Annotated in this window: 23 protein-coding genes; 18 read left to right on the top strand and 5 right to left on the bottom strand. The window is 62.4% G+C overall.

The features are described from left to right. Positions 1-95: 95 nt before the first annotated feature. The 5 genes from GN300_RS05505 to GN300_RS05485 all read left to right on the top strand — a co-directional run bounded on the left by GN300_RS05505 (position 96) and on the right by GN300_RS05485 (position 5049). The gene (locus tag GN300_RS05505; RefSeq protein WP_063315783.1) at positions 96-995 is read left to right on the top strand and encodes a LysR family transcriptional regulator; all 900 of its coding nucleotides are present in this window, start codon (positions 96-98) and stop codon (positions 993-995) included. Between the two features lie 84 nt (positions 996-1079). Further along, positions 1080-2111: a hypothetical protein gene (locus GN300_RS05500; protein WP_063315784.1), complete on the top strand. Its 1032-nt coding sequence runs from the start codon at positions 1080-1082 to the stop codon at positions 2109-2111. Positions 2112-2116: 5 nt separating this feature from the next. Next, a complete protein-coding gene (locus tag GN300_RS05495) occupies positions 2117-3103 on the top strand; it encodes a hypothetical protein (RefSeq protein WP_030537005.1) in 987 nt (328 codons plus the stop codon). A gap of 9 nt (positions 3104-3112) precedes the next feature. Then, positions 3113-4402 (top strand): adenylosuccinate synthetase, encoded by a 1290-nt coding sequence (locus tag GN300_RS05490; RefSeq protein WP_058037676.1) that lies wholly within the window; start codon positions 3113-3115, stop codon positions 4400-4402. Beyond that, a complete protein-coding gene (locus GN300_RS05485) occupies positions 4399-5049 on the top strand; it encodes an NUDIX domain-containing protein (RefSeq protein ID WP_020909123.1) in 651 nt (216 codons plus the stop codon). Before GN300_RS05490 ends, GN300_RS05485 begins: the two co-directional genes overlap by 4 nt. Before the next feature lie 6 nt (positions 5050-5055). Here GN300_RS05485 and hppD read toward each other — a convergent pair whose 3' ends face one another. Next, positions 5056-6261 (bottom strand): 4-hydroxyphenylpyruvate dioxygenase, encoded by a 1206-nt coding sequence (hppD, locus tag GN300_RS05480; RefSeq protein ID WP_058037677.1) that lies wholly within the window; start codon positions 6259-6261, stop codon positions 5056-5058. Positions 6262-6456: 195 nt separating this feature from the next. Here hppD and GN300_RS05475 point away from each other — a divergent pair, with 195 nt between their 5' ends. Next, on the top strand, positions 6457-6969 hold the full coding sequence (locus GN300_RS05475; protein WP_051649709.1) for an Lrp/AsnC family transcriptional regulator: 513 nt from the start codon (positions 6457-6459) through the stop codon (positions 6967-6969). Here GN300_RS05475 and GN300_RS05470 read toward each other — a convergent pair. Continuing rightward, positions 6957-8501 (bottom strand): MFS transporter, encoded by a 1545-nt coding sequence (locus GN300_RS05470; RefSeq protein WP_063315785.1) that lies wholly within the window; start codon positions 8499-8501, stop codon positions 6957-6959. The genes GN300_RS05475 and GN300_RS05470 overlap by 13 nt on opposite strands. 56 nt (positions 8502-8557) lie before the next feature. Between GN300_RS05470 and GN300_RS05465 the strand changes: the two genes are divergently transcribed. Next, positions 8558-9208 carry a TetR/AcrR family transcriptional regulator gene (locus GN300_RS05465; protein ID WP_030537009.1) on the top strand — a complete coding sequence of 217 codons (651 nt, stop codon included), beginning with the start codon at positions 8558-8560 and terminating at the stop codon, positions 9206-9208. 4 nt (positions 9209-9212) lie between these two features. Here the strand turns inward: GN300_RS05465 and GN300_RS05460 are convergent, their stop codons facing one another. After that, positions 9213-10313, bottom strand: a complete 1101-nt coding sequence (locus tag GN300_RS05460) for an adenylate/guanylate cyclase domain-containing protein (protein ID WP_372510028.1) — start codon at positions 10311-10313, stop codon at positions 9213-9215. Positions 10314-10519: 206 nt separating this feature from the next. Between GN300_RS05460 and GN300_RS05455 the strand changes: the two genes are divergently transcribed. Together GN300_RS05455 and GN300_RS05450 are read left to right on the top strand one after the other, a co-directional pair. After that, positions 10520-11239, top strand: a complete 720-nt coding sequence (locus GN300_RS05455; protein WP_003940205.1) for a DUF6319 family protein — start codon at positions 10520-10522, stop codon at positions 11237-11239. A 74-nt stretch (positions 11240-11313) separates the two neighbouring features. After that, positions 11314-11970 (top strand): S1 family peptidase, encoded by a 657-nt coding sequence (locus GN300_RS05450; protein ID WP_007732621.1) that lies wholly within the window; start codon positions 11314-11316, stop codon positions 11968-11970. A 13-nt stretch (positions 11971-11983) separates the two neighbouring features. On the opposite strand, the gene ilvD is transcribed toward GN300_RS05450, so the two are convergent. After that, complete coding sequence (gene ilvD / locus GN300_RS05445) at positions 11984-13678, bottom strand: dihydroxy-acid dehydratase (RefSeq protein ID WP_063315786.1); 1695 nt, start codon at positions 13676-13678, stop codon at positions 11984-11986. Between the two features lie 103 nt (positions 13679-13781). Here ilvD and GN300_RS05440 point away from each other — a divergent pair, with 103 nt between their 5' ends. From GN300_RS05440 to GN300_RS05430, 3 genes are all read left to right on the top strand, one after another. After that, positions 13782-13988 carry a hypothetical protein gene (locus tag GN300_RS05440; protein WP_223304509.1) on the top strand — a complete coding sequence of 69 codons (207 nt, stop codon included), beginning with the start codon at positions 13782-13784 and terminating at the stop codon, positions 13986-13988. Positions 13989-14091: 103 nt separating this feature from the next. Then, a complete protein-coding gene (locus GN300_RS05435; RefSeq protein WP_063315787.1) occupies positions 14092-15780 on the top strand; it encodes an alkaline phosphatase in 1689 nt (562 codons plus the stop codon). Then, complete coding sequence (locus GN300_RS05430; protein WP_047270749.1) at positions 15777-17051, top strand: alkaline phosphatase family protein; 1275 nt, start codon at positions 15777-15779, stop codon at positions 17049-17051. Before GN300_RS05435 ends, GN300_RS05430 begins: the two co-directional genes overlap by 4 nt. Here the strand turns inward: GN300_RS05430 and GN300_RS05425 are convergent. After that, entirely contained in the window at positions 17048-17605 is a 558-nt protein-coding gene (locus GN300_RS05425) for a TIGR03086 family metal-binding protein (protein WP_063315788.1), read from the bottom strand. The two genes, GN300_RS05430 and GN300_RS05425, sit on opposite strands and share 4 nt — an antisense overlap. 101 nt (positions 17606-17706) lie before the next feature. Here GN300_RS05425 and GN300_RS05420 point away from each other — a divergent pair, with 101 nt between their 5' ends. From GN300_RS05420 to GN300_RS05395, 6 genes are all read left to right on the top strand, one after another. Continuing rightward, the gene (locus GN300_RS05420; RefSeq protein ID WP_037128852.1) at positions 17707-18702 is read left to right on the top strand and encodes an aldo/keto reductase; all 996 of its coding nucleotides are present in this window, start codon (positions 17707-17709) and stop codon (positions 18700-18702) included. A 45-nt stretch (positions 18703-18747) separates the two neighbouring features. Next, positions 18748-20019, top strand: coding sequence for a nitrate/nitrite transporter (locus GN300_RS05415; protein WP_063315789.1), 1272 nt, complete (start codon positions 18748-18750; stop codon positions 20017-20019). 70 nt (positions 20020-20089) lie between these two features. Next, positions 20090-20518: a DUF6325 family protein gene (locus GN300_RS05410; RefSeq protein WP_007732604.1), complete on the top strand. Its 429-nt coding sequence runs from the start codon at positions 20090-20092 to the stop codon at positions 20516-20518. Between the two features lie 24 nt (positions 20519-20542). Then, positions 20543-20869 (top strand): SHOCT domain-containing protein, encoded by a 327-nt coding sequence (locus GN300_RS05405; RefSeq protein ID WP_003939954.1) that lies wholly within the window; start codon positions 20543-20545, stop codon positions 20867-20869. Between the two features lie 63 nt (positions 20870-20932). Next, positions 20933-22840 carry an alkyl/aryl-sulfatase gene (locus GN300_RS05400; RefSeq protein ID WP_063315790.1) on the top strand — a complete coding sequence of 636 codons (1908 nt, stop codon included), beginning with the start codon at positions 20933-20935 and terminating at the stop codon, positions 22838-22840. A gap of 114 nt (positions 22841-22954) precedes the next feature. After that, a complete protein-coding gene (locus GN300_RS05395; RefSeq protein WP_063315791.1) occupies positions 22955-24193 on the top strand; it encodes an HNH endonuclease signature motif containing protein in 1239 nt (412 codons plus the stop codon). Positions 24194-24202: the final 9 nt, after the last annotated feature.

Raw genomic sequence — 24202 nt, 5'->3', positions numbered from 1 at the left:
GACAATTGCCGGTTTGCTTAACTCCGCTGTTCAGATACCGTGATGGTCATCACTTTGCTGGCGAACAGCGGCCTAAGACAACCGAATGGACGGTAATGAAAAAGGCGAGAAGAGGTGAAGATCTGAATCTGCGGTTGGTGTCCTCGTTGCTCGTCGTCGTGGCGGAAGGGCACTTCGGCCGAGCGGCAGACCGGTTGTTCGTCACGGCGCCTGCTCTCAGTCAGCAGATTCGTCGACTCGAGGAACAGGTGGGTGTCGAGTTGGTTGATCGCAGTTCGCACCCGGTGGTGCTCACCGCCGCGGGTGAGGTGTTCGTCGCGGATGCGCGGCCCGCTCTCGAGTTCGCCGTTCGCGCGATGAACGGGCTCGACGCACTCGAGCGTCGGCGGGCCAGGCGGTTGCGGATCGGATTCATCAACGGGGCGGCCGGAAGTTTGGGACGTGCGGTGATCGATTCGTTGCATGCGGAGGTGGAGCTGGTCCAATTGGACTGGTCCCAACAGGTTTCCGCGGTGGCGAGCGCGACCGTCGATGCCGCCTTCGTGCGCCCTCCACTGCCGGTGCTCGACGGTGTGGTGCTCGAACGGATCGGCGTCGAACCGCGGGTGGTGGCCCTGCCTCGAGGACACCAACTGGCGGGCCGTACGAGCATCGAGATTTCTGAAATAGATGGGACTGTGCAGGTTTCGAGTGACGGTGCGCCACCCGAATGGGTGAAATGGTGGTCGGTGGACCCGCGCCCCAGTGGTGTACCCGTCCGGTACGGTCCCTCTGTCCGCACGATGGACGAAGCGCTCGAGGTTGTCGCCAACGGTCGGGCGGTGGTGATAACGGCAGCAACCATTGCCGAGTACTACACCCGCTCGGATATCAGTTTCGTGCGCATTTCCGATATCGAGCAGTGTTCGATCGATCTGTGTACCCGCGAGGGCGACAGCAGTCCGGCAGTGATCGAGCTACGCAAAGCTGTTTCAGCCCTCGGTGCCGACAGGTGATTGCCGTGTCCTGATGTGATGCGCATGTACTCGGATGAAATACGCATTCTTGCCGTCTTGGTTTTAGTCGGTTAGACTAAAACCATGAAAACGATCAGCACGGCACTTGAAATCGTCGAGGCAGCACGAGTTTCGGCCGATGTGTTCGGGGGGGACTCCAGCGATCTCGACACCCGTCGCGCTGCGAAGCGTCGTTTTCATCGGCTCGCCTCAGCCATTCATCCGGACCGGGCGAAGCCCGAAGATCGGGTGCGATACTCGGCCGCAACATCTCGGTTGAACGAGCTTTACCGCAGTTGGCCAGCGGAGTTCGAGCCGGCAGATTCTCGGCCCGTTTATGTCGGCGAGCGGGGCGAGTACACGTTGGGTGGACTGGTAGCGCGCGGCTCGGTCGCTAACCTGTACCGGTCCGATGCCGGTGTCGTACTGAAGATTCCGCGAGACCCTCGGGCGAACTCGATGATCGAGGCCGAACGGAATGTGTTGACGGACATCGAGAATTCGTGCGAAGCCGGTTGGGCAGTCTCGTACTTCCCGCGATTGATCGATCAAATCACCCATGTGGGCAGCGGCACGAGACGTCAGATCGATGTGTTGGACGATCTGACCGAAGGTTTTGTGAGTCTCGCCGACGTCCGTGAGGCGTATCCAGGTGGCCTCGATCCACGGGACTGGGCGTGGATGCACCGACGGCTACTTCGGGCTCTGGCAGCAGCGCATGCGACTGGTTGGGTGCACACGGCGATTACCGCGGAGAACGTGCTGATCGAGCCTGATCGGCACGGGGTGGTGCTGGTCGGCTGGTCCTTTGCCACCCGTACGGGCAGCCGCCCGGTGGCGACGATCGGTTCCGATCGTGATTCGTACCCACCGGAACTCGGCGAAGGAGCGTCTCCGGCCTGGGACGTCTACATGGCTCATCATTTGATGCTCCGAATGCTGGGCGAGCAGACCCACGAACGGATGAAGGTGTTTGCCGACGGCTGCATGCAGGACAACCCGAGATTGCGTCCCGACGCGGTCGACCTACTGGGTAAGTTCGACGAACTCCTCGATCTTCTCTATGGCCAGCGGACATTTCGTCCGTTCGCCGTTCCATCCACGAAAGGACAGTGATTGTCATGGGCTACGGATACTGGGACGACAACACCTATTTGGCGGGCAAGACTTTTCGTGCCGCACGCGGTGTCGACGATTTCGGTTACACCGATTCGCTTCGGTCGCGTCCGCGAAGCAGTTGGAAAGCGGACCCGACCCTCGACCCCTTCGGCGTCGACAAGCGTGAATGCCGAGACTCGGCCGGGCACCCCGATTCTCTCCCGATAGCAGTGCTTTTCGATGTCACCGGCTCGATGGGCGCTGTTCCGCGAATCATGCAGGACAAGCTCGGAAAGCTGCACGGGCTGCTGCAACGCAAGGGATACGCGGATGATCCGCAGATTCTGTTCGGTGGTATCGGCGACGCCGATTCCGATCAGGTGCCACTACAAGTCGGTCAGTTCGAGTCGGGTAACGCGATGGACGAGCAGCTTCGGACGATCTTCCTCGAGGGCAACGGTGGCGGACAGAAGTCGGAAAGCTATGAATTGGCAGCATATTTCATGGCGCGCCACACCAGTACGGATGCCTGGGAGAAGCGCGGAAGGAAAGGCTACCTCTTCATCATCGGCGACGAGCTGAACAAGCCGCGGCTCTCGGCTCGTCACATCCGTTCGGTGATCGGGGACAAGGTACGTCAGGACGTATCGGTCTCGTCGATCTACCGTGAACTCGAAGAAAGATGGAATGTCTACTTCGTTCTGCCAGATCAGTCGTCGTACTTCAACGATCCGGAAATCGCGGATCACTGGAAGAAGTTGCTCGGTGAACGCTTCGTCAAACTCGACGACCCCGCTGCGGTGTGCGAACTGATCGCGCTGACGGTCGGAATCGGCGAGGACCGCATCGACCTGCGTGACGGACTGGCGGATCTCCGCGACATCGGTTCAAGAGCTGAAGCCGAGACCGTCGGCAAGGCTCTCGCTCTAATTCCAGGGCGCAGCACCGCGACGGTGGCCGGGTTGCCCCACGATCTCGGAACCGATACGGACGATGTCGATTTCGCATAGAAGGAGAGCATGATGGAGCCGTTCGAAGACCGCGATATCGTCGTCGTAGACCTCGGGTTCGGAGATGCGGGGAAGGGAGCAACCGTCGATTGGCTTTGCTCCGACCAAGCCGATTTGGGTGTGGCCGCAGTGGTCCGCTTCAACGGTGGGGCACAGGCAGCGCACAACGTGACGGTCGGCGAGCGCCACCACACGTTTTCGCAGTTCGGTTCGGGAACGCTGTCCGGCGTCCCGACGTTTCTCTCGAGATTCGTGTTGGTCGAGCCCATCGCGCTCGCCCGGGAGGCGCGTGCTCTGGAAGCGCTCGGAGTTCGAAATCCGTTCGATTTGATACGGATCGACGCGCGCGCATTGTTGACGACGCCGATTCACGTGGCCGCCAACAGGGCCCGTGAGGATGCTCGCGGCGGTAACCGACACGGCTCGTGTGGCAAGGGGATCGGTGAGACCGCGGCGTACGCGCTCGAAGTTGCGAATGCGCCTACGGTGGGAGACTGCCGGCGACCTGACTCCTTGCGTCGTAAGTTGTCGGCGTTGGTCACATTCTACGGACCGTTGATCGCGGAGAGTCGCCACGGTTTTCCGCCGATCGACGACATGGTCGACATGTACGCGGAATTCGGTGCCGTCGTGGACATCGCCGACCCGGATGCGCTGGGCGCGTTGGGTGCCGGTGGTCGTCTGGTATTCGAGGGGGCACAAGGTGTCCTTCTCGACGAGTGGCGGGGGTTTCACCCACACACCACGTGGTCGACGGTCGAGCCGTCCAACGCGCGAGCAATGATCGACGAGTTGGGCCGGGACAGTTACGTACTCGGCGTCACCCGCACCTACATGACACGACACGGAGCTGGGCCCTTCCCGACGGAGGATCCGGAGTTGGCGAAGGTGTTGCCCGAGCTGCACAACGGGACGGGTGAGTATCAAGGCGGATTCCGGACGGGCCACTTCGACGAGTTGTTGTTGCACTACGCAATCGAGGTGAGCGGTGGCGTCGATGGCTTAGCGCTTACTCATCTCGATGCGATGGATCGCGCGCGGGCTGCAGGCATCCCGATCCACGGGGTGCACGCGTACGAAGGATTGCCGTTCGTTCCCGTCGGAGAGTGGAAGGATCTCGATCACCAGCAGGCGCTGACAGATTCCCTGAAAGCCGTAGGGGTCGTGCCGAAGGAACTTCCGGCCGACCCGGAGGATTTCGCCCGGTATCTGAGCGAGGAAATGGGTGCGCCGGTAGTGCTGACCGCGAACGGTGCCGACCGGGTCGATCGTCAGGTGCGCTGCCCAGTGCCTGCATGATGGACGGTGTGGACCAGTCACTTGTCTCGATCGATGTCATCGCGCTCCGGTTCGGCAATCCGGAACCCGGGATGTTGCGATTTGCCGTCACTCCGCGGCAAGCGGAGCCGTACACCGGGCAGTTGGCGCTGCCCGGTGTACTGCTGGGCGCCGGTGAGCGGTTGCAGGACGCCGCCAGGCGAGCCGTGACCACCAAGCTCGGAATTCCCGACGAGAAGATCCTCGTCAGCGGTCAATTGACCGTGTTCGACGAACCCAATCGAGACCCCCGCGGTCCGACGCTCTCGGTGACCATGTGGGCAGTGATCTCGTCGGACGAGGTGCCGGGTTCGGCCGAATGGGTGAGCTGGGACAACCCGGGGGACCTTGCGTTCGACCACAATCGGATAGTCGCCGATACCCGCCCGATCCTTGCTGACACCCTGTTGTGGCGAGATCAGGCATTCACGCGGGCACTACTGGGTCCGTCGTTTCCGGCGTCGTACGCGCTGGCCGTGGCGGAGGAGCTTTCCGGTGTGCGTCCGGACCCGGGCAATTTGAACCGGACGCTCAAAGCGTTGCCAGGGCTGGAACGTACGGACGAACGAGTCCGGGTCAGTGCCACCGGGCGACCCGCGGTGGTCTGGGCGTGGACCGAAAACAGCTGACCTACCTCAGAAGTTGCCCCGCGCGGCCTGCTCACGCTCGATCGCTTCGAACAGGGCTTTGAAGTTTCCCAGTCCGAATCCCAGTGAGCCGTGGCGTTCGATGATCTCGAAGAACACGGTGGGACGATCTCCGATCGGCTTGGTGAAGATCTGAAGAAGATAGCCGTCCTCGTCGCGGTCGACGAGGATGCCTCGCTTCTGCAATTCCTCGATCGGAACTCGAACCTCTCCGATACGCGCGCGCAATTCGGGATCCTCGTAATACGAAGCCGGAGTAGAGAGAAACTCGATTCCTTCGTCGACCAGAGCATCGACTGCTCCGAGGATGTCGTTGGTCGCAAGCGCGAGATGCTGAGCGCCGGGACCTTGATAGAACTCGAGGTACTCGTCGATCTGTGACCGCTTCTTCGCGATGGCAGGTTCGTTGAGTGGGAACTTGACTCGGTGATTGCCGCTCGAGACGACCTTGCTCATCAGCGCGGAGTAGTCGGTGGCTATGTCGCCGCCCACGAACTCGGCCATGTTGGTGAATCCCATGACCCGGTTGTAGAAGTCGACCCACTGGTCCATCTTGCCGAGTTCGACGTTGCCGACGACGTGGTCGAGGGCCTGGAAGATGCGCTCGGGCGCGCCGTCACGCTTGCGGTACGACGACGTCCGTTCGACGTATCCGGGAAGGTAAGGGCCGGTGTAGCGGGAACGGTCGACGAGGGTGTGCCGAGTCTCGCCGTACGTCGCGATGCTGGCCAGGCGAACGGTGCCGTGCTCGTCGGTGACGTCGTGCGGTTCGCTCAACACCGTCGCACCTTGGGTGATGGCGTGCGCGATGCACTTGTCCACGTCAGGGACGCTGAGCGCGATGTCGCGGATGCCGTCGCCATGACGGCTGTGATGCGCGATCAACTCGCTTGTCGGATCCACAGCACCTTTGACGACAAAGCGCACGGCACCGCTCTTGAGTACAAACGCGTGGTGGTCGCGGTTTCCCGTCGACGGGCCTGAATAGGCCACCAATTCCATGCCGAATGCGGACTGGAAGAAATGTGAAGTCTGCGTGGCGTTTCCGACGATCCATTCGAGGCCGTCCCAACCACTCACCGGGAAGGGATCGTGATCGCTGTCGTACTCGACCAGTCCGACCAGCTGGCGTAATTGCTCCAGATCCAGGCCGGCCAACTGTTCGTCGTCGGTGAGAGTCTGTTCGACGGTCATGGTGAGTCCCCTCTGAGTGCGATGTACACAGCGCGGTGCTCGAGTTATGTTCGGCACTGCCGGTACAAACAGATAAGTCCTTCAGAGGTTGGGTAGTCAACGGAGGTAGTTGAAAGTAGACACAGCGCCGGAATGCGAAGATGGTGGCACTGTTTTGTAGGCAATTTGCATAGTTGAACGACGAGTGGAGCGGACGTGAATCTCGACGCAGTGGATCTGGCTCTGTTGGACGCGATGAACAAGCACCCGAGAGCCGGTGCGTTGGAGCTTTCGCGTCAGGTCAAGGTTGCGCGGGCGACAGTGCAGGCGAGATTGAAAAGGATGGAAGATGCGGGCGTCATCGCCGGATACGCGCCGCACGTCAATTTGGCTGCAGCGGGTTTCGGAGTACAGGCATTCGTGACTTTGCAGATCGCCCAGGGGGCGCTCGACACCGTCACCGCGGAACTCGAGGCGATCCCCGGTGTGCTCGAAGCCTTTGCCACCACCGGCTCCGGCGACGTGCTGTGCCGGATTGCCGCTGCGTCGCACGAGGATTTGCAAGCGACGCTGCTCGAACTGAATCGGTCGGGGATAGCCACCCGGTCGACCAGCGTCATGGTTCTCTCGGTTGTGGTGCCGCTCCGGTCGATGCCCCTCCTGCAGACTCTGCAGTCGGAGCAGACAACCAAGGCCCCGGCGTACCGACGAGGCGGTCAGTCTCGCTGACGACCCGGAGCCCAGAATCCCAGAACGATCGCGGATACCCACATGATCGCAGCGAGCGTGAGTGCTCCTTGATCCATGCCTTTGATGAAGGCTTCACGGGCGAATTCGGCCAACTGGGCACCCTGCGGCCCGGCTGCTTCGGCGACGTGGAGAGCGGCGGCCAGAGAACCGGATACCGGCTCCTTGGCCGGTTCGGGTAGCAAGTCGACCGCGGGCTGGACGTGATTTCCGTAGCCGGCGGCGAGGATACTTCCCGCCAGTGCAACGCCGATGGCGGAGCCGATCTCACGGGTTGCGTCGTTGACTGCTGATGCAACACCCTGTTTGGAGTCCGGTGCGTTGGAGACGATGGCAGCAGTGGCGGGGGTTGTCGACAAACCCAATCCAATAGCGGCCACTACCATGGGAACACAGACTTCGGCATAGGTCGAACTGGCGTCCAAGCGCGTCAAGAGCGCAATTCCGGTTCCGAGGAAGGCAACCCCGGTGGCGGTGAGGGCGCGAAGGCCGATACGCGGAATCAGCAGGGGAGCAACCACGGACAGCGCCATCACCGGCACGGCGATCGGCATGAGGGCGAGCGCCGATTGCAGGGGGGAGTAGTCGAGCACCAGTTGGAGATACTGCACGATCAGGAAGAACAAGCCGAAAGTCGCCAGGAATTGCAGGGTCAGTGACGCTGCGCCGCTGCCGAATGCACGATTGGCAAACAGTCTGACGTCCAGAAGTGGCTGGCGAGTGCGTAATTCGACCCAGCTGAAGATTGCTGTCATGGCAATTCCGCCGACCAGCAACGCGAGAACTACCGGATCGAGCCAACCACGGGCCGGCGCCTCGATCATCCCCAGGACGAACAGTCCGATCGAGCCGGCGATCAGCGCTGTACCAGGTAGATCGAGTGGAGTTGCCTCCGTGTCCTTCGACGTCACGATCGTGAACGACACCACGAGGATGAGGACCGAGACGACGGCCAGGCTGACGAAAATCGAATGCCAGGACCATTTTTCGAGGAGTAGCCCGGAGACGACGAGTCCGGCGATTGCACCGGACCCTGCGACGCCGGACCAGACTCCGACGGCGCGGGCACGCTGCGCCGGCGGGAAACCTGCAGTGAGTAGAGACAGCGTCGCCGGCATGACAAATGCGGCGCCGACGCCGGATATCACGCGGGAGACGATGACCCACGACGGTTCGTCCGCGAAGACCGGAATCGACGAGCCAGCAGCAAAAACGAGTAGTCCGAACATGAGCAGTTCTCGTCGACCGTATCGATCGCCGAGTGCGCCCGCCGGCAACAAGAGACAAGCCAGCGTGAGCGTGTACCCGTCCACGATCCACGTGAGCTGGCTCTGTGTTGCACCGGTATCGCGGGCCAAGTCGGGAAGGGCCGTGTTGAGAGCGGCCATCGCTGCGACGACCAGCGCGACGGCGCAGCACGCGACCGTCAGCATCCAGATCTGTCGGATGGTCCACGTGGACTGTTCGAGCGTCGTATCGCTACTCACGAAACCTCCCGATAGAAACAAGACCATCAGTATCGTTACAAGAACAGCAGTTCCACAACCCCCAAGTGGGTATAACTGAAGTTGTGACGGTGGGAATCGACAAGCAGGGAATCGAACAGCAGGGAAACGACGAGGACCCGCGCAAACAGCGTTCCAGGTCCAGGTTGCTCGACGCAGCGACCACGCTGCTGGCAGAAGGCGGCGTCGACGCCGTGACGATCGATGCCGTCACCAAGTTGGCCAACGTCGCGCGTGCGACGCTGTACCGCCATTTCGACAGCGGCACGGAGTTACTCGCCGCGGCATTTGCACGTCTACTGCCGCCGGTGCCGGAGATGTCCGGTGAAGGCGATCTCCGCGCGCAGTTGCTCGAGTTGTTGACCAGTCAGGCCAAGGCCATCGAAAGCGCACCGATCCAGGTGACGGCGATGTGCTGGCTCGGCTTGGGGCCGGAACTGAAGGGTTATTCGAGCGTCGATGCCCTGTCCACGGACAAGCCCGAATTGCGATCGCTGCGCCAGACGGTTTTCGAGCAGTACCGACACGCGTTCGATCGGATCCTGCGCTCGCCGGACGCGATCGACGCGTTGGGGGAGTACGACTACGACGTCGCACTTGCTCAGTTGGTCGGACCTTTGGTGCTCACCAAGCTGGCCACGCTGACGCCTCTCGGGGAGGCTGCGTGTGAGCAGATCGTGGACGACTTTCTGGCTGCACGCGGAGTGTCGAGCTGAGAGCTCACGGCTCCAGATTGCGGCGTAGCACGTACTGCTCGAGCCTGTCGATGCCGCGCACTCGTCGCGGACGAAGGTGTCGCAGTTTGAAATTGGCGTCCGAGCCGAGCTGGGTGGCCAGCTCGGAGTCGATCAGCACAGTGCCGGGACGAGCAGAGCTGGTGAGACGCGCGGCCTTGTTGACCACCGAACCGTAGAGATCTCCGAAGCGAACCAACGTCGGCCCCATGGCCAGACCCACCCGAAGCTGCGGATCGTCGTGATCGGCGAGGACCGCCTGCTGGATCTGCAAAGCGATCTCGGCGGCGTGATGAGGACTCTCGGCGGCAAACATGACCTCGTCACCGACGGTCTTGACCACCCAGCCGTAGTTGCGACCGATGATTTCGGTGGACGCGGACTCGAACCGCTCGAGCAGATCGTTGAGTTCGGCGGAGTCGAGGCCGCGGGTCAGCGAGGTGTACCCGACGATGTCGGCGAAACCCACGACCAGAACACGACTCGCTACTTCTTCGCCCGGGTTTCCGACGTTGCGGCCCGTCGACGACGCGACGTGGCGCTTCCACACGTACGTCTGCAGAGATTCGACAGCGGGAATGATCTCGGCGCCGAGGCGCAGAACGATCTTCCGGATCGCTTCGGGCTCGTGATCTGCCGAGTCGGCGAGCTGGTCGATGATGTGTGTGCTGATCAGCGAGACCTGCCACTCAGCCAACCTCGACATCGACTGCCCCAGTGAACGGGCGGCAGCCACCTCACTGCTCTGCGAGATGACTCCTCGATTGACCATGTCGATGATCGTCTTGAGGGCGTTGGCGTCTTGCTGGGTGAACATGACGGCGTCGGGATCCTCGTCGACGGCAAAGCCCATCGCGACCCACAAACGATCGGCACGCTCGCGTGTCACACCGGCGAATTCCGCGATCTGCGATTGCGTGAAGCAGCGCGGTCCGCCGAGGAGGGACTCCTCGATGTCGGCTTGAATCCGGCTGAGCAGATGAGCATCGACGTCGATCGGATCAGCGGTGTGAGGTTCGGCAACGTGAGATTCAGCAGGGGCGGGTTCGGTGACCTCGTCGATCCACTCTGACTCCGAACTGCTCACCGTGCTCCTTATTGCCGCAACGAATTTCTGTCCACCATCTTCCACGCGGTGCCCCGAGAACAGTACTGAATTGGCCGAACCGTCTACGGATCCTCGGGCTCAGGCGGGCGGTGAGAGTCAACACGTCGGTGGCTTGTGCAAGAGTTGCCCCGAGAAAAGCACTGTCGATACCGAAATGCACGAGATACTTCTGAAAGGACCTGCGCATGCCACCCCGTAGACGTTCCGGCGCTGCCGCATCAACGCCGGATCACCTCACTGCGGACAATCTGGCAGCGCTCGCCACGGCTGTCGCCGAAGGCAAGCGCGCCACCGTCTATCTGCGCGAGGCGACTCCCAGCCTGGGGATCGAAGCCGGTACCTCGGCGAAAGTCGTGTCGGTGGACGGCAACACCGTGATGATCCGCCCCAAAGGCGTCAACGACGAATTGCCTTTCGAGGCAGAGGAATTGCGCATCAACCGCGTCTCCGCGGCACCGGCCAAACCGGCGCCACGGCCCAAACCAGTTGTGGAGTCCGAGCCCCTGATGGAGCCACTCGTAGAGCCTGTTCGACCGAAGCCGCGTGCGCAGCCTGCACCCGCTCCGGTACCGACTACCACTGCTGCCCCTGCCGCGACACCTCGTCCGGCCGTCAAGCGTGCGAAGAAACTGCCGGCCGGCATCAGCGTCACGATCCATGCGGGCGCGGACAACGACTGGAGCGTGACGGTCACACAGGGCGCCAAGCGTCCGGGCAAAGCAGTTCCGGTCGCACCCGATGCGGTCGAGCGAGCTGTCCGCGAGTTGGGTGAGCCCACCGCAATCGAGGCTGTCGAGTCCATCATCGTCGCTGCACGGGACATGGCTGCAGCGCGAGTCGACGAGTTGAGTCGTCAGCTCGAGGAGGCACGCAAGATGCTCGAAGCGCTCGGAGCTACCGACTAGAAACGCTGCGTAGGTCCGCACTTTCCGGGGTATGCGTTTTTTGCAGCGGGGAGATTACCGGCGGAGAGATTGTGATGTTGCAGCGAATTGTTTCGGCTCTGGCAGCGTTGGTCTTGGCACTCGGACTCGGGTTCATCGTCAGCAGCAACGCTGTTGCTGCACCCACGCCCATGGGTGGTGGTTCGGGCATCATCATCGACAATCAGCTGGTCTGTACGTTGACCACTATCGGTCACGACAACGGCGGCAGACTCGTGGGTATCACCGCAGGTCACTGCGGTGGTCCTGGATCGTTCGTGATCCCGGAAAGCAACGAGGACGCAGGCGTGGTCGGCACGTTCGTCGAGTCGAACCCGGACCTGGACTACGGGGTCATCCAGTTCGATCCGGGCAAGGTCACACCAGTTCGAACGGTGGGCGCGGCAACCATCACCTCGATCGGCGCTCCGGCCAGCTTCCCGGCTACAGCCTGCAAGGAAGGCCGTACGACGGGCACGACCTGCGGCGTCGTCTGGGGAGACCTGAGCGCCGACGCATCCACCTGGACTCAGATCTGCGTCGACCACGGTGATTCGGGAGCCCCGGTCACGGTCGGGACGACGCTGGTCGCGATGGTCAACGCCTACCTCTGGGTGCCGTGCCTGGGGCCGGAACTCGGCACCAACATGACCTCCATCGTGGACACGATCAATGCCCACGGAGGTGTCGGCGCCGGGTACCGGCCGATCTAGCGGCGGGCTGGGATCAGCCGCACACTGCTCCACCCGAGGCTGATCCCACGAGCTTGGAGTACTTGGCCAACACACCACGTGTGTAGCGAGGCGGCAACGGCTCCCAGCCCTTCTTGCGGGCTTCCAATTCGGAGTCGTCGACCAACAATTCGAGTTGTCCGGTACCCACGTCGAGTCGGATCTGATCGCCGTCGCGAACGAACGCGATGGGACCGCCGTCAACCGCCTCGGGCGCAACGTGTCCGACGCACAAGCCAGTAGTGCCACCAGAGAATCGTCCGTCCGTCAGCAGCAGGACGTCCTTGCCGAGACCCGCGCCCTTGATCGCGCCCGTGATGGCCAGCATCTCGCGCATGCCGGGACCACCCTTCGGGCCTTCGTAGCGGATGACGACAACGTCACCGCCGGTGATGGTGCCGTCCTCGAGAGCATCCATCGCGGCGCGCTCGCGTTCGAAAACCCGTGCAGTGCCGACGAATACATCAGACTCGAATCCTGCCGACTTGACCACCGCGCCGCCGGGCGCGAGTGACCCCTTCAAGATCGTGATGCCTCCGGTGGGGTGAATGGGCTTGTTCATCGCCCGCAGGACCTTGCCGTCCGGATCGGGCGGGGTGATGTGCGCGAGATTCTCCGCCACGGTCTTACCGGTGACGGTCAGGCAATCTCCGTGCATGAGTCCCGCGTCGAGCAATGCCTTCATGATCACGGGGACGCCGCCGATACGGTCGACGTCCGTCATGACGTGCTTTCCGAAAGGCTTGACGTCGGCGAGGTGCGGGACCTTCGCGCCGACGCGAGCGAAGTCGTCGAGCGTCAGGGGGACGTACGCTTCGTGCGCGATCGCGAGGAGATGGAGCACCGCATTGGTGGATCCGCCGAATGCCATGACTACTGCAATGGCGTTCTCGAACGCTTCCTTGGTGAGGATGTCCCTCGCGGTGATACCTCGACGCAGGAGTTCGACAACGGCTTTGCCGCTCTCGCGGGCGAAGCCGTCGCGGCGACGATCCGGTGCGGGCGGTGAAGCGCTGCCGGGCAGCGACATTCCCATGGCCTCGGCGGCGCTGGCCATCGTGTTTGCCGTGTACATGCCGCCGCACGCGCCTTCGCCCGGGCAGATCGCCCGTTCGATGGTGTCGACGTCGGCGCGGCCCATCAGCCCACGCGAGCAGGCGCCAACCGCCTCGAACGCGTCGATGACGGTGACTTCCCGCTCACTGCCGTCGGAAAGTTTGGCGACGCCGGGGAGGGTGGAGCCGGCGTAGAGGAACACGCTGGCGAGGTCGAGGCGGGCCGCCGCCATCATCATGCCGGGCAACGACTTGTCGCAGCCGGCGAGAAGGACCGATCCGTCGAGACGCTCGGCCTGCATGACGGTCTCGACGCTGTCCGCGATCACTTCACGGGAAACGAGGGAGAAGTGCATGCCCTCGTGCCCCATCGAAATGCCGTCGGAGACGGAGATAGTGCCGAATTCGAGAGGGAACCCGCCGGCTTCCCGTACGCCCTCCTTGACGGCCTTGGCCAGGCGATCGAGGGACAGGTTGCATGGCGTGATTTCGTTCCAGGACGAGGCGACGCCGATCTGCGACTTGACCCAGTCGTCGTCGCCCATTCCTACTGCACGCAACATGCCGCGCGCTGCGGTCTTTTCGAGTCCGTCGGTGACGTCACGACTTCTGGGCTTGATGTCGGGTTCGGTCATTTTCCAAGCATAGGCGTCAGCGGGGTGTGTTTCCGGCAGACGAGCGACTCGACTTGCCGACAAACGCCGTCCGTCGTGAATAGACTCGTCGCATCGGGTGTGGGTGACTTTCTTTGCCGCTCTGCTGATACTGCCCATCCTGTTCGGCGCGTTGATCGCAGGTTATTCCGCGTTCTCCGAGGTCGACGGGTCCGAGGCTCTGCTTCCGCCGGCGTTCTGGATCCTGATCGCGGCCGGGGGTGCACTCGGCGGTTACATCGGAGTCAAGGTCGGTGTGGTTCGAGGCTCGGCCCTCGATTACCGGTTGTAATCGGGATCGACTCGATCAAACTTCCAGAGAAGCGCAGGCGAAGCCTGGGTGAACATCCCGAAGCTCTCTTGAACGCCCGTTCAGGTGCGGGTTCACTCCTAGCGTGCACACGAATGCCTTCGATCGAATATCCAGACGTGGCCTGCTGCAGGGATCGGCGGCCCTCGCCGGCGCAGTAGGTCTTGGTGTCGCTTCGGCGAGCCACGCCGGTGCCGAGGTTCCGGGTGGCAGCCCGGGCTTCGCGCACGGCGTGGCATCCGGTGACCCGTTGCCGGATGCGGTGATCATCTGGACCCGCATCACCCCGACGGCAGACGCGACGCCCGGTTCCGGCGTCGGGCCGGCGGTGACTCTCAACTGGCAGGTCGCGACCGATGAGGGGTTCGCGAGCGTCGTTGCGTCCGGAAGTGTTGCTGCTTCGGCGGATTCCGATCACACCGCGAAGGTCGACGTCACCGGACTCGATTCGTCGACGGCGTACTGGTACCGATTCACTGCGGGTTCGGCTGTTTCTCCGGTGGGCCGCACCCGTACGGCTCCGTCGAACTCGGCAGATCTCGATCGTCTCCGCTTCGGCGTGGCGTCCTGCTCCAATTGGGAGGCGGGGTATTTCGGTGCCTATCGTCACCTCGCATTCCGCGAAGACCTCGACGCGATCATCCACCTCGGTGACTACATCTACGAGTACGGGCAGGGGGAGTACGGCGCGAGAAACGGATCCGTTCGCCTTCACGAGCCGGCCCACGAGATCATTTCGCTGGCCGACTACCGAATTCGGCACGCGCAGTACAAGACAGACCCGGATCTGGCAGCTCTGCACCTGAAGCTCCCGTTCATCACCACGTGGGACGATCACGAATCGGCCGACAACGCGTACCGGGACGGCGCCGAAAACCACACTCCCGGTGTCGAAGGTGACTGGGCAGATCGAAAGGCCAACTCGGCCAAGGCATATTTCGAGTGGATGCCCGTCCGGCCGTCGGGTAGTGGTTCGAGCGTTCAGCTGTATCGTCGGTTCCGCTTCGGGAATCTGGCCGAGATCTCGATGCTCGATCTGCGTACTTACCGCGACGAGCAACCGACCATGAAGCAGGTCGACGATCCGTCGCGCACCATTACCGGACGCGCACAGATGGATTGGTTGACCAACGGAATCGTCACCTCCCCGACGCAGTGGAAGGTCGTCGGCAATCCGGTCATGATCACGCCCTGCGTGTTCCCGCCGCTGGAACCGGCGACCACCGCGGCGTTGACCGAACTGGTGGGTGTGCCGCAGGCCGGTGTCCCGTACAACACGGATCAGTGGGACGGGTACACCGCCGACCGCACCAGGCTTTTCGACGCGATCACCTCGAACGGTGTGGACAACACCGTCTTCATCACCGGTGACATCCACACGTCATGGGCCTGCGACCTACCGACCAACGCCGCCAACTATCCGGGTGGGCCGACCGTCGGCGCCGAGTTCGTCGTCCCGTCGGTGACGTCGCCCAATATCGACGACATGCTGAAAGTGCCACCGCGCACGGTAACCGTTGCGGCAGAAGAAGCATTCAAGGCCGTGAACCGCCACGTGCGGTACGTCGAACTGGATTCGCACGGCTACGGCGTATTCGAAATTGCCCGCGAAGGTACTCAGATGGACTGGTACTACGTCGACGATCTCACCAATCCGCAGAGCAATGCGCACTACGCCGTGAGCTACCGTCTGCCGGCAGGCGCGGGCAGTAGAGTCTCACCCACCTCGGCCGCCCTCGATCAGGCCTCGTACCGACCAGGAGTCGACCAGTGAGTATCGAAGTTTCGCGTCGTAGCGTTCTGATCGGTGGAAGTGTTGTCGCCGGAACGGCATTGCTCGGAACGCCCGCTCGCGCGAGTGTTCCCACCAGCGCCGGAATCCCAGACCTGGACGTGCATGTCATAGTCGTAGACGGCATGCGGCCGGACGAGCTGCGATCGGAGCTCACCCCGACGCTGACCGGGCTTGCGGCCGGCGGTATCCACTACCCGGACGCCAGTGCCATCACGATCGCAGAGACGCTGCCGAACCACACGGCGATGATGACGGGAGTGCTGCCGGCGCGTTCGGGTGTACCCGCCAACTCCGTCTACGATCCGTCCATCGACAAGAAGCGGGACCTCGATCGGCCTTCCGACCTGCAGGCATCGACGGTTCTGGATCGGGTACGCACCGAACTCGGATTGACCACTGCGAGTGTGCTGTCGAAGCGCTACCTTCACGGGCTGTTCGGTGACCGCGCCTCACTGGTGTGGGATCCGCAGCCGCTCGTTCCCGGTACCGAGCATGCGCCGGACAACTTCACGATCGACGCCTTGATCCGTATCGTCGGCGGGAACTCGCCGCGGCTGTCATTCACCAACCTCGGTGACGTCGATCGGGTCGGGCACCTGGATCTGTCCGGTCCGTCCATCCGGATCGCTCGCACGGCTGCACTTCAGAACACCGACAACCAGGTTCGCCGCTTCGTCGACTTCCTTCATGACACGGGTCGCTGGAATCGGAGCATTCTGATCGTGTTGGCCGACCACTCGATGGACTGGTCGGAGCCCGCGCGGCTCATCGGCTTGGATCGACCGCTGAACGCGGACCCATTGCTGGCAGGCAAGATTCGAATCGCCCAGAACGGTGGCGCAGACCTGATCTACTTCGTCGGACCCGATGGCGAACGGGCGGAAGCCGTCAGCCGGATTCAGCAGATCGTGGATGGTGTGGACGGCGTCGAATCCAGCCACCTCCCCGCCGAATTCGATCTCGGCACCAATGCCGGTGACGTCGTTGCGTTTTGCGCTCAGGGCTGGCGGTTCAGTGATCCGACTCCACTGTCCAACCCGATTCCCGGCAACCACGGCCACTTCGTGACACTGCCCATTCCGTTCTTCCTCAGCGGCGGACATCCCGCTCTGGACGGTGGACGGAAGATCGACACGCAGGCTCGCACGATCGACGTCGCGCCGACGGTTGCGGCTCTGCTCGGCCTCGGTGCACCTGCCGGCGGCTGGGACGGCGTCGCTCGCACGACGGGTGTGTCGCTGAACGTCTAACGAGGATCGCGACCGGTCAGGGCAATCAGCTTGTCCTGCAACGACGCATCGTCAGGAAGATCGACGGGAGCGGAGAACAGACCGCTCTCGGCGAGCATGTCGCGCTGCCCGTCGAGGTCGGACCAGACGGCCTCGACGAGGTCTGGATCGAGCCGCTCGTCTGCTCCGACCGCTCGCGCAAGGTCCCAGGTGTGGATCGTGACGTCCGAGGTCTGCTGGCGCAGATAGGGTTCCACCTTCACCGTGCCGTACGAGAGGTGAACGTGGGCACTGAGGTCCGTCGATTTCCACGCTTTGATTGCGGCATCGGAGTACTTCTGCCATTCGGTCCACAGGTCGTCCCCGACGGGAACGATGTCCGGTGTCGCCTCGCCGACCGTCAGTCCGGCCAGGAGCGGCGGTACCCACTGCTGCTCCTCGATGACGTGGCGGACGAGGTGTTCGACGTGCCAGTCGGAGTCGGGCGTGGGTGCGTTCCGGTCCTCGACCGCAGCGAGTCGTGAACCGAATTCGCGGTGGGCGGTGAGTACGAGTTCGAGCCAATCGAATGCCATCACTCGAGGGTAACCCGATCAGCGTGACGTTAATCGGTGCGTGAGGCTTCGATTCGGTGAAGACTGTCGGGGTTGTCGCTCAGTCGAATCGAGGAGTTTTCATGACCGTCCCCACCGTCACTCTGGCCGAAGGTCTCACTGTCAGCGCCCAGGGATACGGCGCGATGTCCGTCGCCCCGGTCTACGGCCCGGTGGATCCGGCCGAGGCGCTCGCCACGCTGCACCATGCGGTGGACATCGGGATCACATTCATCGACACCGCGAACGTGTACGGCGAGGGCTCGAGTGAGCGTGCGGTGGGAGAGCTTCTCAAAGACCGCCGGGACGAAGTGCAGTTGGCGACCAAGTTCGGTCTGGTCGGCAACATCGCCAACGGTCAGCGCGGGATCAACGGAGACCCGGCTTACGTGCCGCGGGCACTCGACGAGTCTCTGGGACGACTCGGCGTCGATCATGTCGACCTCTACTACTTGCACCGGGTCGACCCGAACGTGCCGATCGAAGACACCGTCGGCGCGATCGCGGAGCAGGTGAAGGCGGGCAAGGTCCGCAACATCGGACTGTCCGAGGCGACCGGTGACGAACTGCGTCGTGCGTACGGGGTACATCCGATCGCGGCGATCCAGTCGGAATGGAGCATCTGGAGCCGTGACGTCGAGAACAAGGTAGTACCCACCGCGGCGGAACTCGGAGTCGGGTTCGTGCCCTTTTCACCTGTGGGCCGAGGCTTCTTGGCGGGATCGTTCGATGCGGCGACGCTCGGTGACAACGACCTACGCCGACGCTTCCCCCGCTTCTCGGACTCCGCACTTCCCGCCAATCAGAAGGTTCTCGACGTGGTCCGCGCCGTCGGTGAGGAGCTCGGCGCGACGCCTGCACAGGTTTCCCTGGCATGGCTCGATGCCAAGGGCCGCCAGTACGGGTTGCCTTCCGTTTCGATTCCCGGCACTCGGTTCGCTGCACGAGTCACCGAAAACGCCGGAGCGTTGGACATCGTTCTGAGCGAAGACCAGATCGCTCGCCTCGACTCCCTCGCCGCGATCACCGAAGGCTTCCGTTCGGCCGATCTGAATTGGGTGTCTCAGGGCCGCGAATAATCATGTCCTGAGCCTTGCGAAAGACAGGAGTAACATACAGACCCGATGAAAAAAGTGTGGTTGGTCTGGGGTGTCGGTGTTTTTGCCTACGTGATCGCCGTGCTTCACCGCACTTCGTTCGGCGTCTCGGGTCTGTCTGCTGCTGATCGGTTCTCGATCTCGCCCAGCGTTCTGTCGAGCTTCGTCGTGCTGCAGATCGTCGTGTACTCCGGCATGCAGATTCCGGCGGGAGTCCTCCTCGACCGCTACGGTTCGCGGATCATGATCGCAGTCGGTGCGTTCATCATGATGTCCGCGCAGTTGGCTCTCGCCTTCACCGAATCGCTGCCCGTCGCGATCGGTGCACGTATTGCCGTCGGTGCCGGGGATGCACTCACCTTCATCTCGGTGTTGCGGTTGGTACCGCAGTGGTTCCCGCCCCGGCAGGTGCCGTTGGTCTCGCAGTTCACGGGCATCCTCGGTCAGCTGGGCCAGGTGATGTCTGCGCTTCCGTTCATGTTGCTGTTGTCCGGACCGGGCTGGACTTTTGCCTACGGCAGCGCTGCCGCTGTCGGACTGTTGGCGTTTGCACTAGCGTTGAGTGTCATCCGCGACGCGCCTCCCGGTGCCGACGTGGTGGCCGTGCCGGCCGGCGCCAAGGAGATCGGGCGACAGATCAAGACGGTGTGGATGAGACCCGGCACCCGCCTCGGGTTCTTCAGTCACATGGGGACGCAGTTCTCGATAACGACGTTCGCGCTGCTGTGGGGTGTGCCGTATCTGAAATCGGCTCAAGGCCTCGACTCCGCCACCGTCGGCTCGCTGCTGACGCTGTCGGTCATCTCGGCAATCGTGGCCGGTCCGATACTCGGCATCCTCACCGGCCGCTATCCCATGCGTCGATCGTGGTTGGTTCTCACCATCATGGTCGCCAGCGCGCTCATGTGGACGATCGTGCTTTCGCGTAGTGAACCGTCTCCGCTCTGGTTGTTGACGATCCTGGTGGTCGTCATCTCGGTGGGTGGACCGGGTTCGGTGATCGGCTTCGACTACGCGCGTACGTCGAACCCGAGTTCGGCGATGGGCACCGCGCAAGGCATGGTCAACATCGGGGGATTCCTCGCTTCCCTCATCGTGATTCAAGTGATGGGCGTCATCCTCGGACACATGGGCGGGTACACGTTCGACGGATTCCGTGTCGCCTGGATGGTGCAATATCCGGTTTGGATTCTCGGTATCGTCGGTGTGCTCGTCACCCGAGGCAAAGCCCGGCGAGCCCTCGCAGCAGAAGGCGTACACGTACGGCCGATTCGCGAAGTCATTCGTCGCAACAAATAACTCGATCGCATCGGGTAATTCATCCCCTGCGGGTGAGGTTCCCAAGCGTCCGAGCCACCAGGCTTGATGGATGAACGACGCAATGAACATCGGACCGGTCGAGCTCGTGGTGCTGGCATTCCCAGGTTCAACTGTGGATCCTGAAGCTGTCGCCGCGCTGCAGAACGTGGTGGAACGAGGTTTTGTCACTCTGCTCGACCTCGTGTACATCGCCAAGGACGCGGACGGACAGGTGTCGCAGATCGATGTCGACGAAGATCTCACCGACATCGGACTGGCGATTCTGTCCATCGAAGCCAAGGCATTGATCAGTGACGAGGACCTGGACGTGGTCCGTGAGTCACTCGAACCAGGAACGTCCGCCGCAGTCATCGTCTACGAGCAGACGTGGGCGCGTGAGCTCGCGTCGACGGTTCGCGGTGGCGGCGGCGACGTAGTCCTTCACGTTCAGATACCGCGCGAGGTAGTCGTCGCAGCGGTCGAAGCAGCATTTCAGTAGCGACAATTACCCAAGGAGTTCGGCATGGTTTTTCGAGGTGGACGCAGAGGGCGGCCGGGGTTGCTCGGCACGGTGGCGCGCACGGCGGTAGTGGCTGGAACCGCAAAGGCGACGTCCAACGCCATGGATCGACGGAGTCAACGAAAGGCCAGCGAGCAGCAGCAGGAATATCAGCAGGAGTACCAGCAGCAACAGCCGCCGCCGCAGCAGCAGGTCGCCCCCGTGCAGTCCGTTCCCCCTTCAGGCGCGGACGATCTGGTCTCCAAGCTGCAGGAGTTGGGACAGCTTCATCAGTCCGGCGTGTTGACCGATGCCGAGTTCGCGGCGGCAAAGGCGCAGTTGCTGAGCTAGCCCTGCTGTTCTCCTCGATTGCGGCAATGCGCATTGCCGCAATTCGGCGTGAAAGGCTGACTTATGATCGACCCACGTGCGGCATCGGCCGCAATCGAAGCCGCGAACGCCCGAGTCGCCGAGACTCTACCGTTCTCCGACGACGCCGACTTCACCGAGGCGAAGCGGGGTTTCGTCGCCGCGCTCGAACCGGGGCTGGTTGCCGATTCGGACGGGAAAGTCCTGTGGAACAACGATTCCTACGCGTTCCTTGACGAGGACTGCCCGCCAACGGTCAATCCGAGCTTGTGGCGTCAGTCGAAGTTGGTCGCCAAGCAGGGACTCTTTGCGGTGACGGATTCGATCTATCAGATTCGCGGACTTGATCTGTCGAACATGACGTTGATCGAGGGAGACACCGGAATCATCGTCATCGATCCACTGATCTCCCGGGAAACCGCTGCCGCCGGGCTCGCGCTGTACCGGGAACACCGTGGTGATCGACCAGTAGTCGCGGTGATCTACACGCATTCGCACATCGACCACTTCGGCGGGGTCAAAGGTGTGACCACCGACGACGACGTCGCCGCCGGGCGATGCGTGATCGTCGCACCCACCGGGCTCGTGGAGCACGCGGTCGAGGAAAACGTCTATGCGGGAACGGCAATGGCTCGACGTGCGGCCTACATGTACGGAGCGGCCTTACCCCGAGGTCCCCGAGGTAGCGTCGGAGCCGGGTTGGGGCAGACCACCTCAACCGGCACACCGACGCTCATTTCGCCGACGGTGTCGATCTCGAAGACAGGTCACACGGAGACGATCGACGGCGTTCGGATCGAATTCCAGATGACGCCCGGAACCGAGGCCCCGTCCGAGATGAACTTCTACTTCCCGGATTTGCGCGCACTGTGTATGGCGGAGAACGCAACTCATACTCTCCACAACCTGCTCACGCTTCGCGGTGCCCTGGTACGAGATCCTCACGTCTGGTCTGCGTACCTGACGGAATCGATCAATCGTTACGCCTCACGATCCGACGTTCTGTTTGCGTCCCACCACTGGCCGACGTGGGGGACCGAACGGCTCACCGAGTTCCTGTCATTGCAGCGCGACCTCTACGGGTACCTTCACGATCAGACACTTCGTCGAATCAATCAGGGGTGGACCGGTCTCGAGATCGCCGAATCGATCGAGCTGCCAACTGCATTGGCGCAAGCGTGGCACACGCACGGGTACTACGGTTCCGTCAGTCACAACGTCAAAGCCATCTACCAGCGATACATGGGTTGGTTCGACGGTAACCCTGCGCATCTGTGGGAGCATCCACCCGTCGAATCGGCCAAGCGTCACGTGGAGTTCATGGGCGGATCAGCAGAAGTGTTACGGAAAGCTCGGGAATCGTACGAGCGCGGCGACTTTCGCTGGGTTGCGCAGGTGGTGAACTACGTGGTCTTCGCTGAACCGGACAACGTCGAGGCCAAGAATCTGCAGGCCGATACCTTCGAGCAACTCGGGTACGGCGCCGAGAACGGCACCTGGCGGAACTTCTACCTCACCGGTGCATACGAACTGCGCAACGGCTCAGTGGGGACGCCCACGGTTGCCGCGGCGCCCGACATCACCGCAGCGCTGTCGGTAAGTCAAGTCTTCGATGCAGTATCGCTGCGCGTGGATGGAGTGCGCGCAGCGGGCTCGCACATCGTCGTCGATTGGAACATCGCTGACGAAAACATCGTTCACCGAACGGAACTCAGCAACGGAGTTCTGATCCATTTCGACGTGGAAGGTGGGTCTGCAGATGCTGGGTCTGTGGATGCGGTGTTCAGTTTGAGTCGGCGCGACTTACTCGGTGTGCTGCTCGGTGGTGTGGACTTGGGTGCCGAGATTGCGAATGGAACCATCTCGGTTTCCGGCGACCCGGCGAAGCTCGCAGAACTTGCCGGATACCTCGACGAGCCGGATCCGAACTTTGCGATAGTCACTCCGACCTAGCGCTGTATCAGTCGTGAACGAGCCTGTACTTCAATAGGTCTCGAGCCACCCACCTGTTTGAAGTTGTCCGGTTTGTCTCTGGCTATCGAAAGTATGTTCGATTAAGCTTTGAGTGTGGACAGTCGGGGAGCGTGGCAGCTGGACGGTGAGGGCCTCAAGAGTGAGGTTCTGGCTCTGGTGCGCGTCCGGCACGAGCTGCAATCGCGGATGGTGTTGCTGATCGTGGAAATGTTTTCCCGTGAGGTTCTCGGTGGGAAGGGTTTTCGGGCGATCGCGCAGTGGTTGCACGGGTCGACGAATCTGGAGATCGGTGAGTGCAGTCTGCTGGTCGGGTTGGCGCGGTTGTTGATGCTCGAACCCGTTGTGGGCGATGCGTTTCACCGTGGTGACGTGGATGCGTTGAAGGCGCGGCAGGTTGCGTCGTTTTGTCAGCATCCGCCGAAGAACATGACGCCGGCGGATGTGGACAAGGCTCGCGGGATCCTGCTTGGCCTGGCGTCGCAGAACATCGCCGATTGTGATGCGGTGCGAGCAGCGATCCGTCGAATCGAGAAGCAGTACGGCAAGCGCGAGGACGGGGTTCCGGTGGGTGAGGATTCGGAGCGTAACGAGTTCTACGCGTCGAAGGGCCTGTACGGGCGGGTGACTGTGAAGGGTGATCTGGATGCTGTGAACGGGGCGCGTCTGATCACGTTGTTGTCGAGTCTGTCTGCGCCGACGCCGGAGAAGGACGGCGTGAAGGACACGCGTACTCCGGCATTACGGCGTGCGGATGGGTTTTGCGAGTTGTTGCGCCGGTACGAGCGGGCGGGGTTGGGTCCGATGGAGGGCGGAGTGAAACCGCACATCACGGTGACCGCGTCGGCGAAAGACATGACCGACCTCAAAGCGTTGAAGGACCTCCTGCCGTCCACCGAAGAACTGGGTTTCGCGTGGACGGATTGGGTGGGCCCGATCAGTATCGATACCGCGCGGATGTTGGCGTGCGACTGCACCGTGACGCGGATTTTGTTGGATGCGAATGGTGTTCCGCTCGACTGCGGCAAGGAAGCGAGAACGGCGACGGTTCCGCAGCGGCGGGCTCTTGCGGTTCGGGATGGTGGGTGTGCGTTTCCGGGGTGCGGGACTCCGTCGGGGTGGTGCGATGCCCATCATATTGTTCACTGGGGTGATGGTGGCCCAACGGATCTCGATAATCTGGTCTTGTTGTGTGGTCATCATCATCGGACGCTGCATCACACGGAGTGGCGGGTGGAGATCGGCCCGGATCGGAAAACGGTGTTCTATCCACCGATGTCGATTGATCCGTTCCAGCGGCCGATCGGCGGGAACAGTCCGCCCACCGCGGCGTGAATCGCGACA

Origin of the sequence: Rhodococcus sp. Ni2 (assembly GCF_021352185.1) — a bacterium.
Taxonomy (GTDB): domain Bacteria; phylum Actinomycetota; class Actinomycetes; order Mycobacteriales; family Mycobacteriaceae; genus Rhodococcus_F; species Rhodococcus_F qingshengii.
The sequence above is the reverse complement of the archived record's forward strand: the minus strand, read 5'-3'. Positions and strand labels throughout refer to the sequence as shown.

What these genes read in the sequence shown, in the direction of transcription:
- GN300_RS05505 (WP_063315783.1), top strand. Translation starts at nt 96, where the DNA reads ATGAAAAAGGCGAGAAGAGGTGAAGATCTGAATCTGCGGTTGGTGTCC.
- GN300_RS05500 (WP_063315784.1), top strand. Translation starts at nt 1,080, where the DNA reads ATGAAAACGATCAGCACGGCACTTGAAATCGTCGAGGCAGCACGAGTT.
- GN300_RS05495 (WP_030537005.1), top strand. Translation starts at nt 2,117, where the DNA reads ATGGGCTACGGATACTGGGACGACAACACCTATTTGGCGGGCAAGACT.
- GN300_RS05490 (WP_058037676.1), top strand. Translation starts at nt 3,113, where the DNA reads ATGATGGAGCCGTTCGAAGACCGCGATATCGTCGTCGTAGACCTCGGG.
- GN300_RS05485 (WP_020909123.1), top strand. Translation starts at nt 4,399, where the DNA reads ATGATGGACGGTGTGGACCAGTCACTTGTCTCGATCGATGTCATCGCG.
- hppD (WP_058037677.1), bottom strand. Translation starts at nt 6,261, where the DNA reads ATGACCGTCGAACAGACTCTCACCGACGACGAACAGTTGGCCGGCCTG.
- GN300_RS05470 (WP_063315785.1), bottom strand. Translation starts at nt 8,501, where the DNA reads ATGGTCTTGTTTCTATCGGGAGGTTTCGTGAGTAGCGATACGACGCTC.
- GN300_RS05455 (WP_003940205.1), top strand. Translation starts at nt 10,520, where the DNA reads ATGCCACCCCGTAGACGTTCCGGCGCTGCCGCATCAACGCCGGATCAC.
- GN300_RS05450 (WP_007732621.1), top strand. Translation starts at nt 11,314, where the DNA reads ATGTTGCAGCGAATTGTTTCGGCTCTGGCAGCGTTGGTCTTGGCACTC.
- ilvD (WP_063315786.1), bottom strand. Translation starts at nt 13,678, where the DNA reads ATGACCGAACCCGACATCAAGCCCAGAAGTCGTGACGTCACCGACGGA.
- GN300_RS05425 (WP_063315788.1), bottom strand. Translation starts at nt 17,605, where the DNA reads ATGGCATTCGATTGGCTCGAACTCGTACTCACCGCCCACCGCGAATTC.
- GN300_RS05420 (WP_037128852.1), top strand. Translation starts at nt 17,707, where the DNA reads ATGACCGTCCCCACCGTCACTCTGGCCGAAGGTCTCACTGTCAGCGCC.
- GN300_RS05415 (WP_063315789.1), top strand. Translation starts at nt 18,748, where the DNA reads ATGAAAAAAGTGTGGTTGGTCTGGGGTGTCGGTGTTTTTGCCTACGTG.
- GN300_RS05410 (WP_007732604.1), top strand. Translation starts at nt 20,090, where the DNA reads ATGAACGACGCAATGAACATCGGACCGGTCGAGCTCGTGGTGCTGGCA.
- GN300_RS05405 (WP_003939954.1), top strand. Translation starts at nt 20,543, where the DNA reads ATGGTTTTTCGAGGTGGACGCAGAGGGCGGCCGGGGTTGCTCGGCACG.
- GN300_RS05400 (WP_063315790.1), top strand. Translation starts at nt 20,933, where the DNA reads ATGATCGACCCACGTGCGGCATCGGCCGCAATCGAAGCCGCGAACGCC.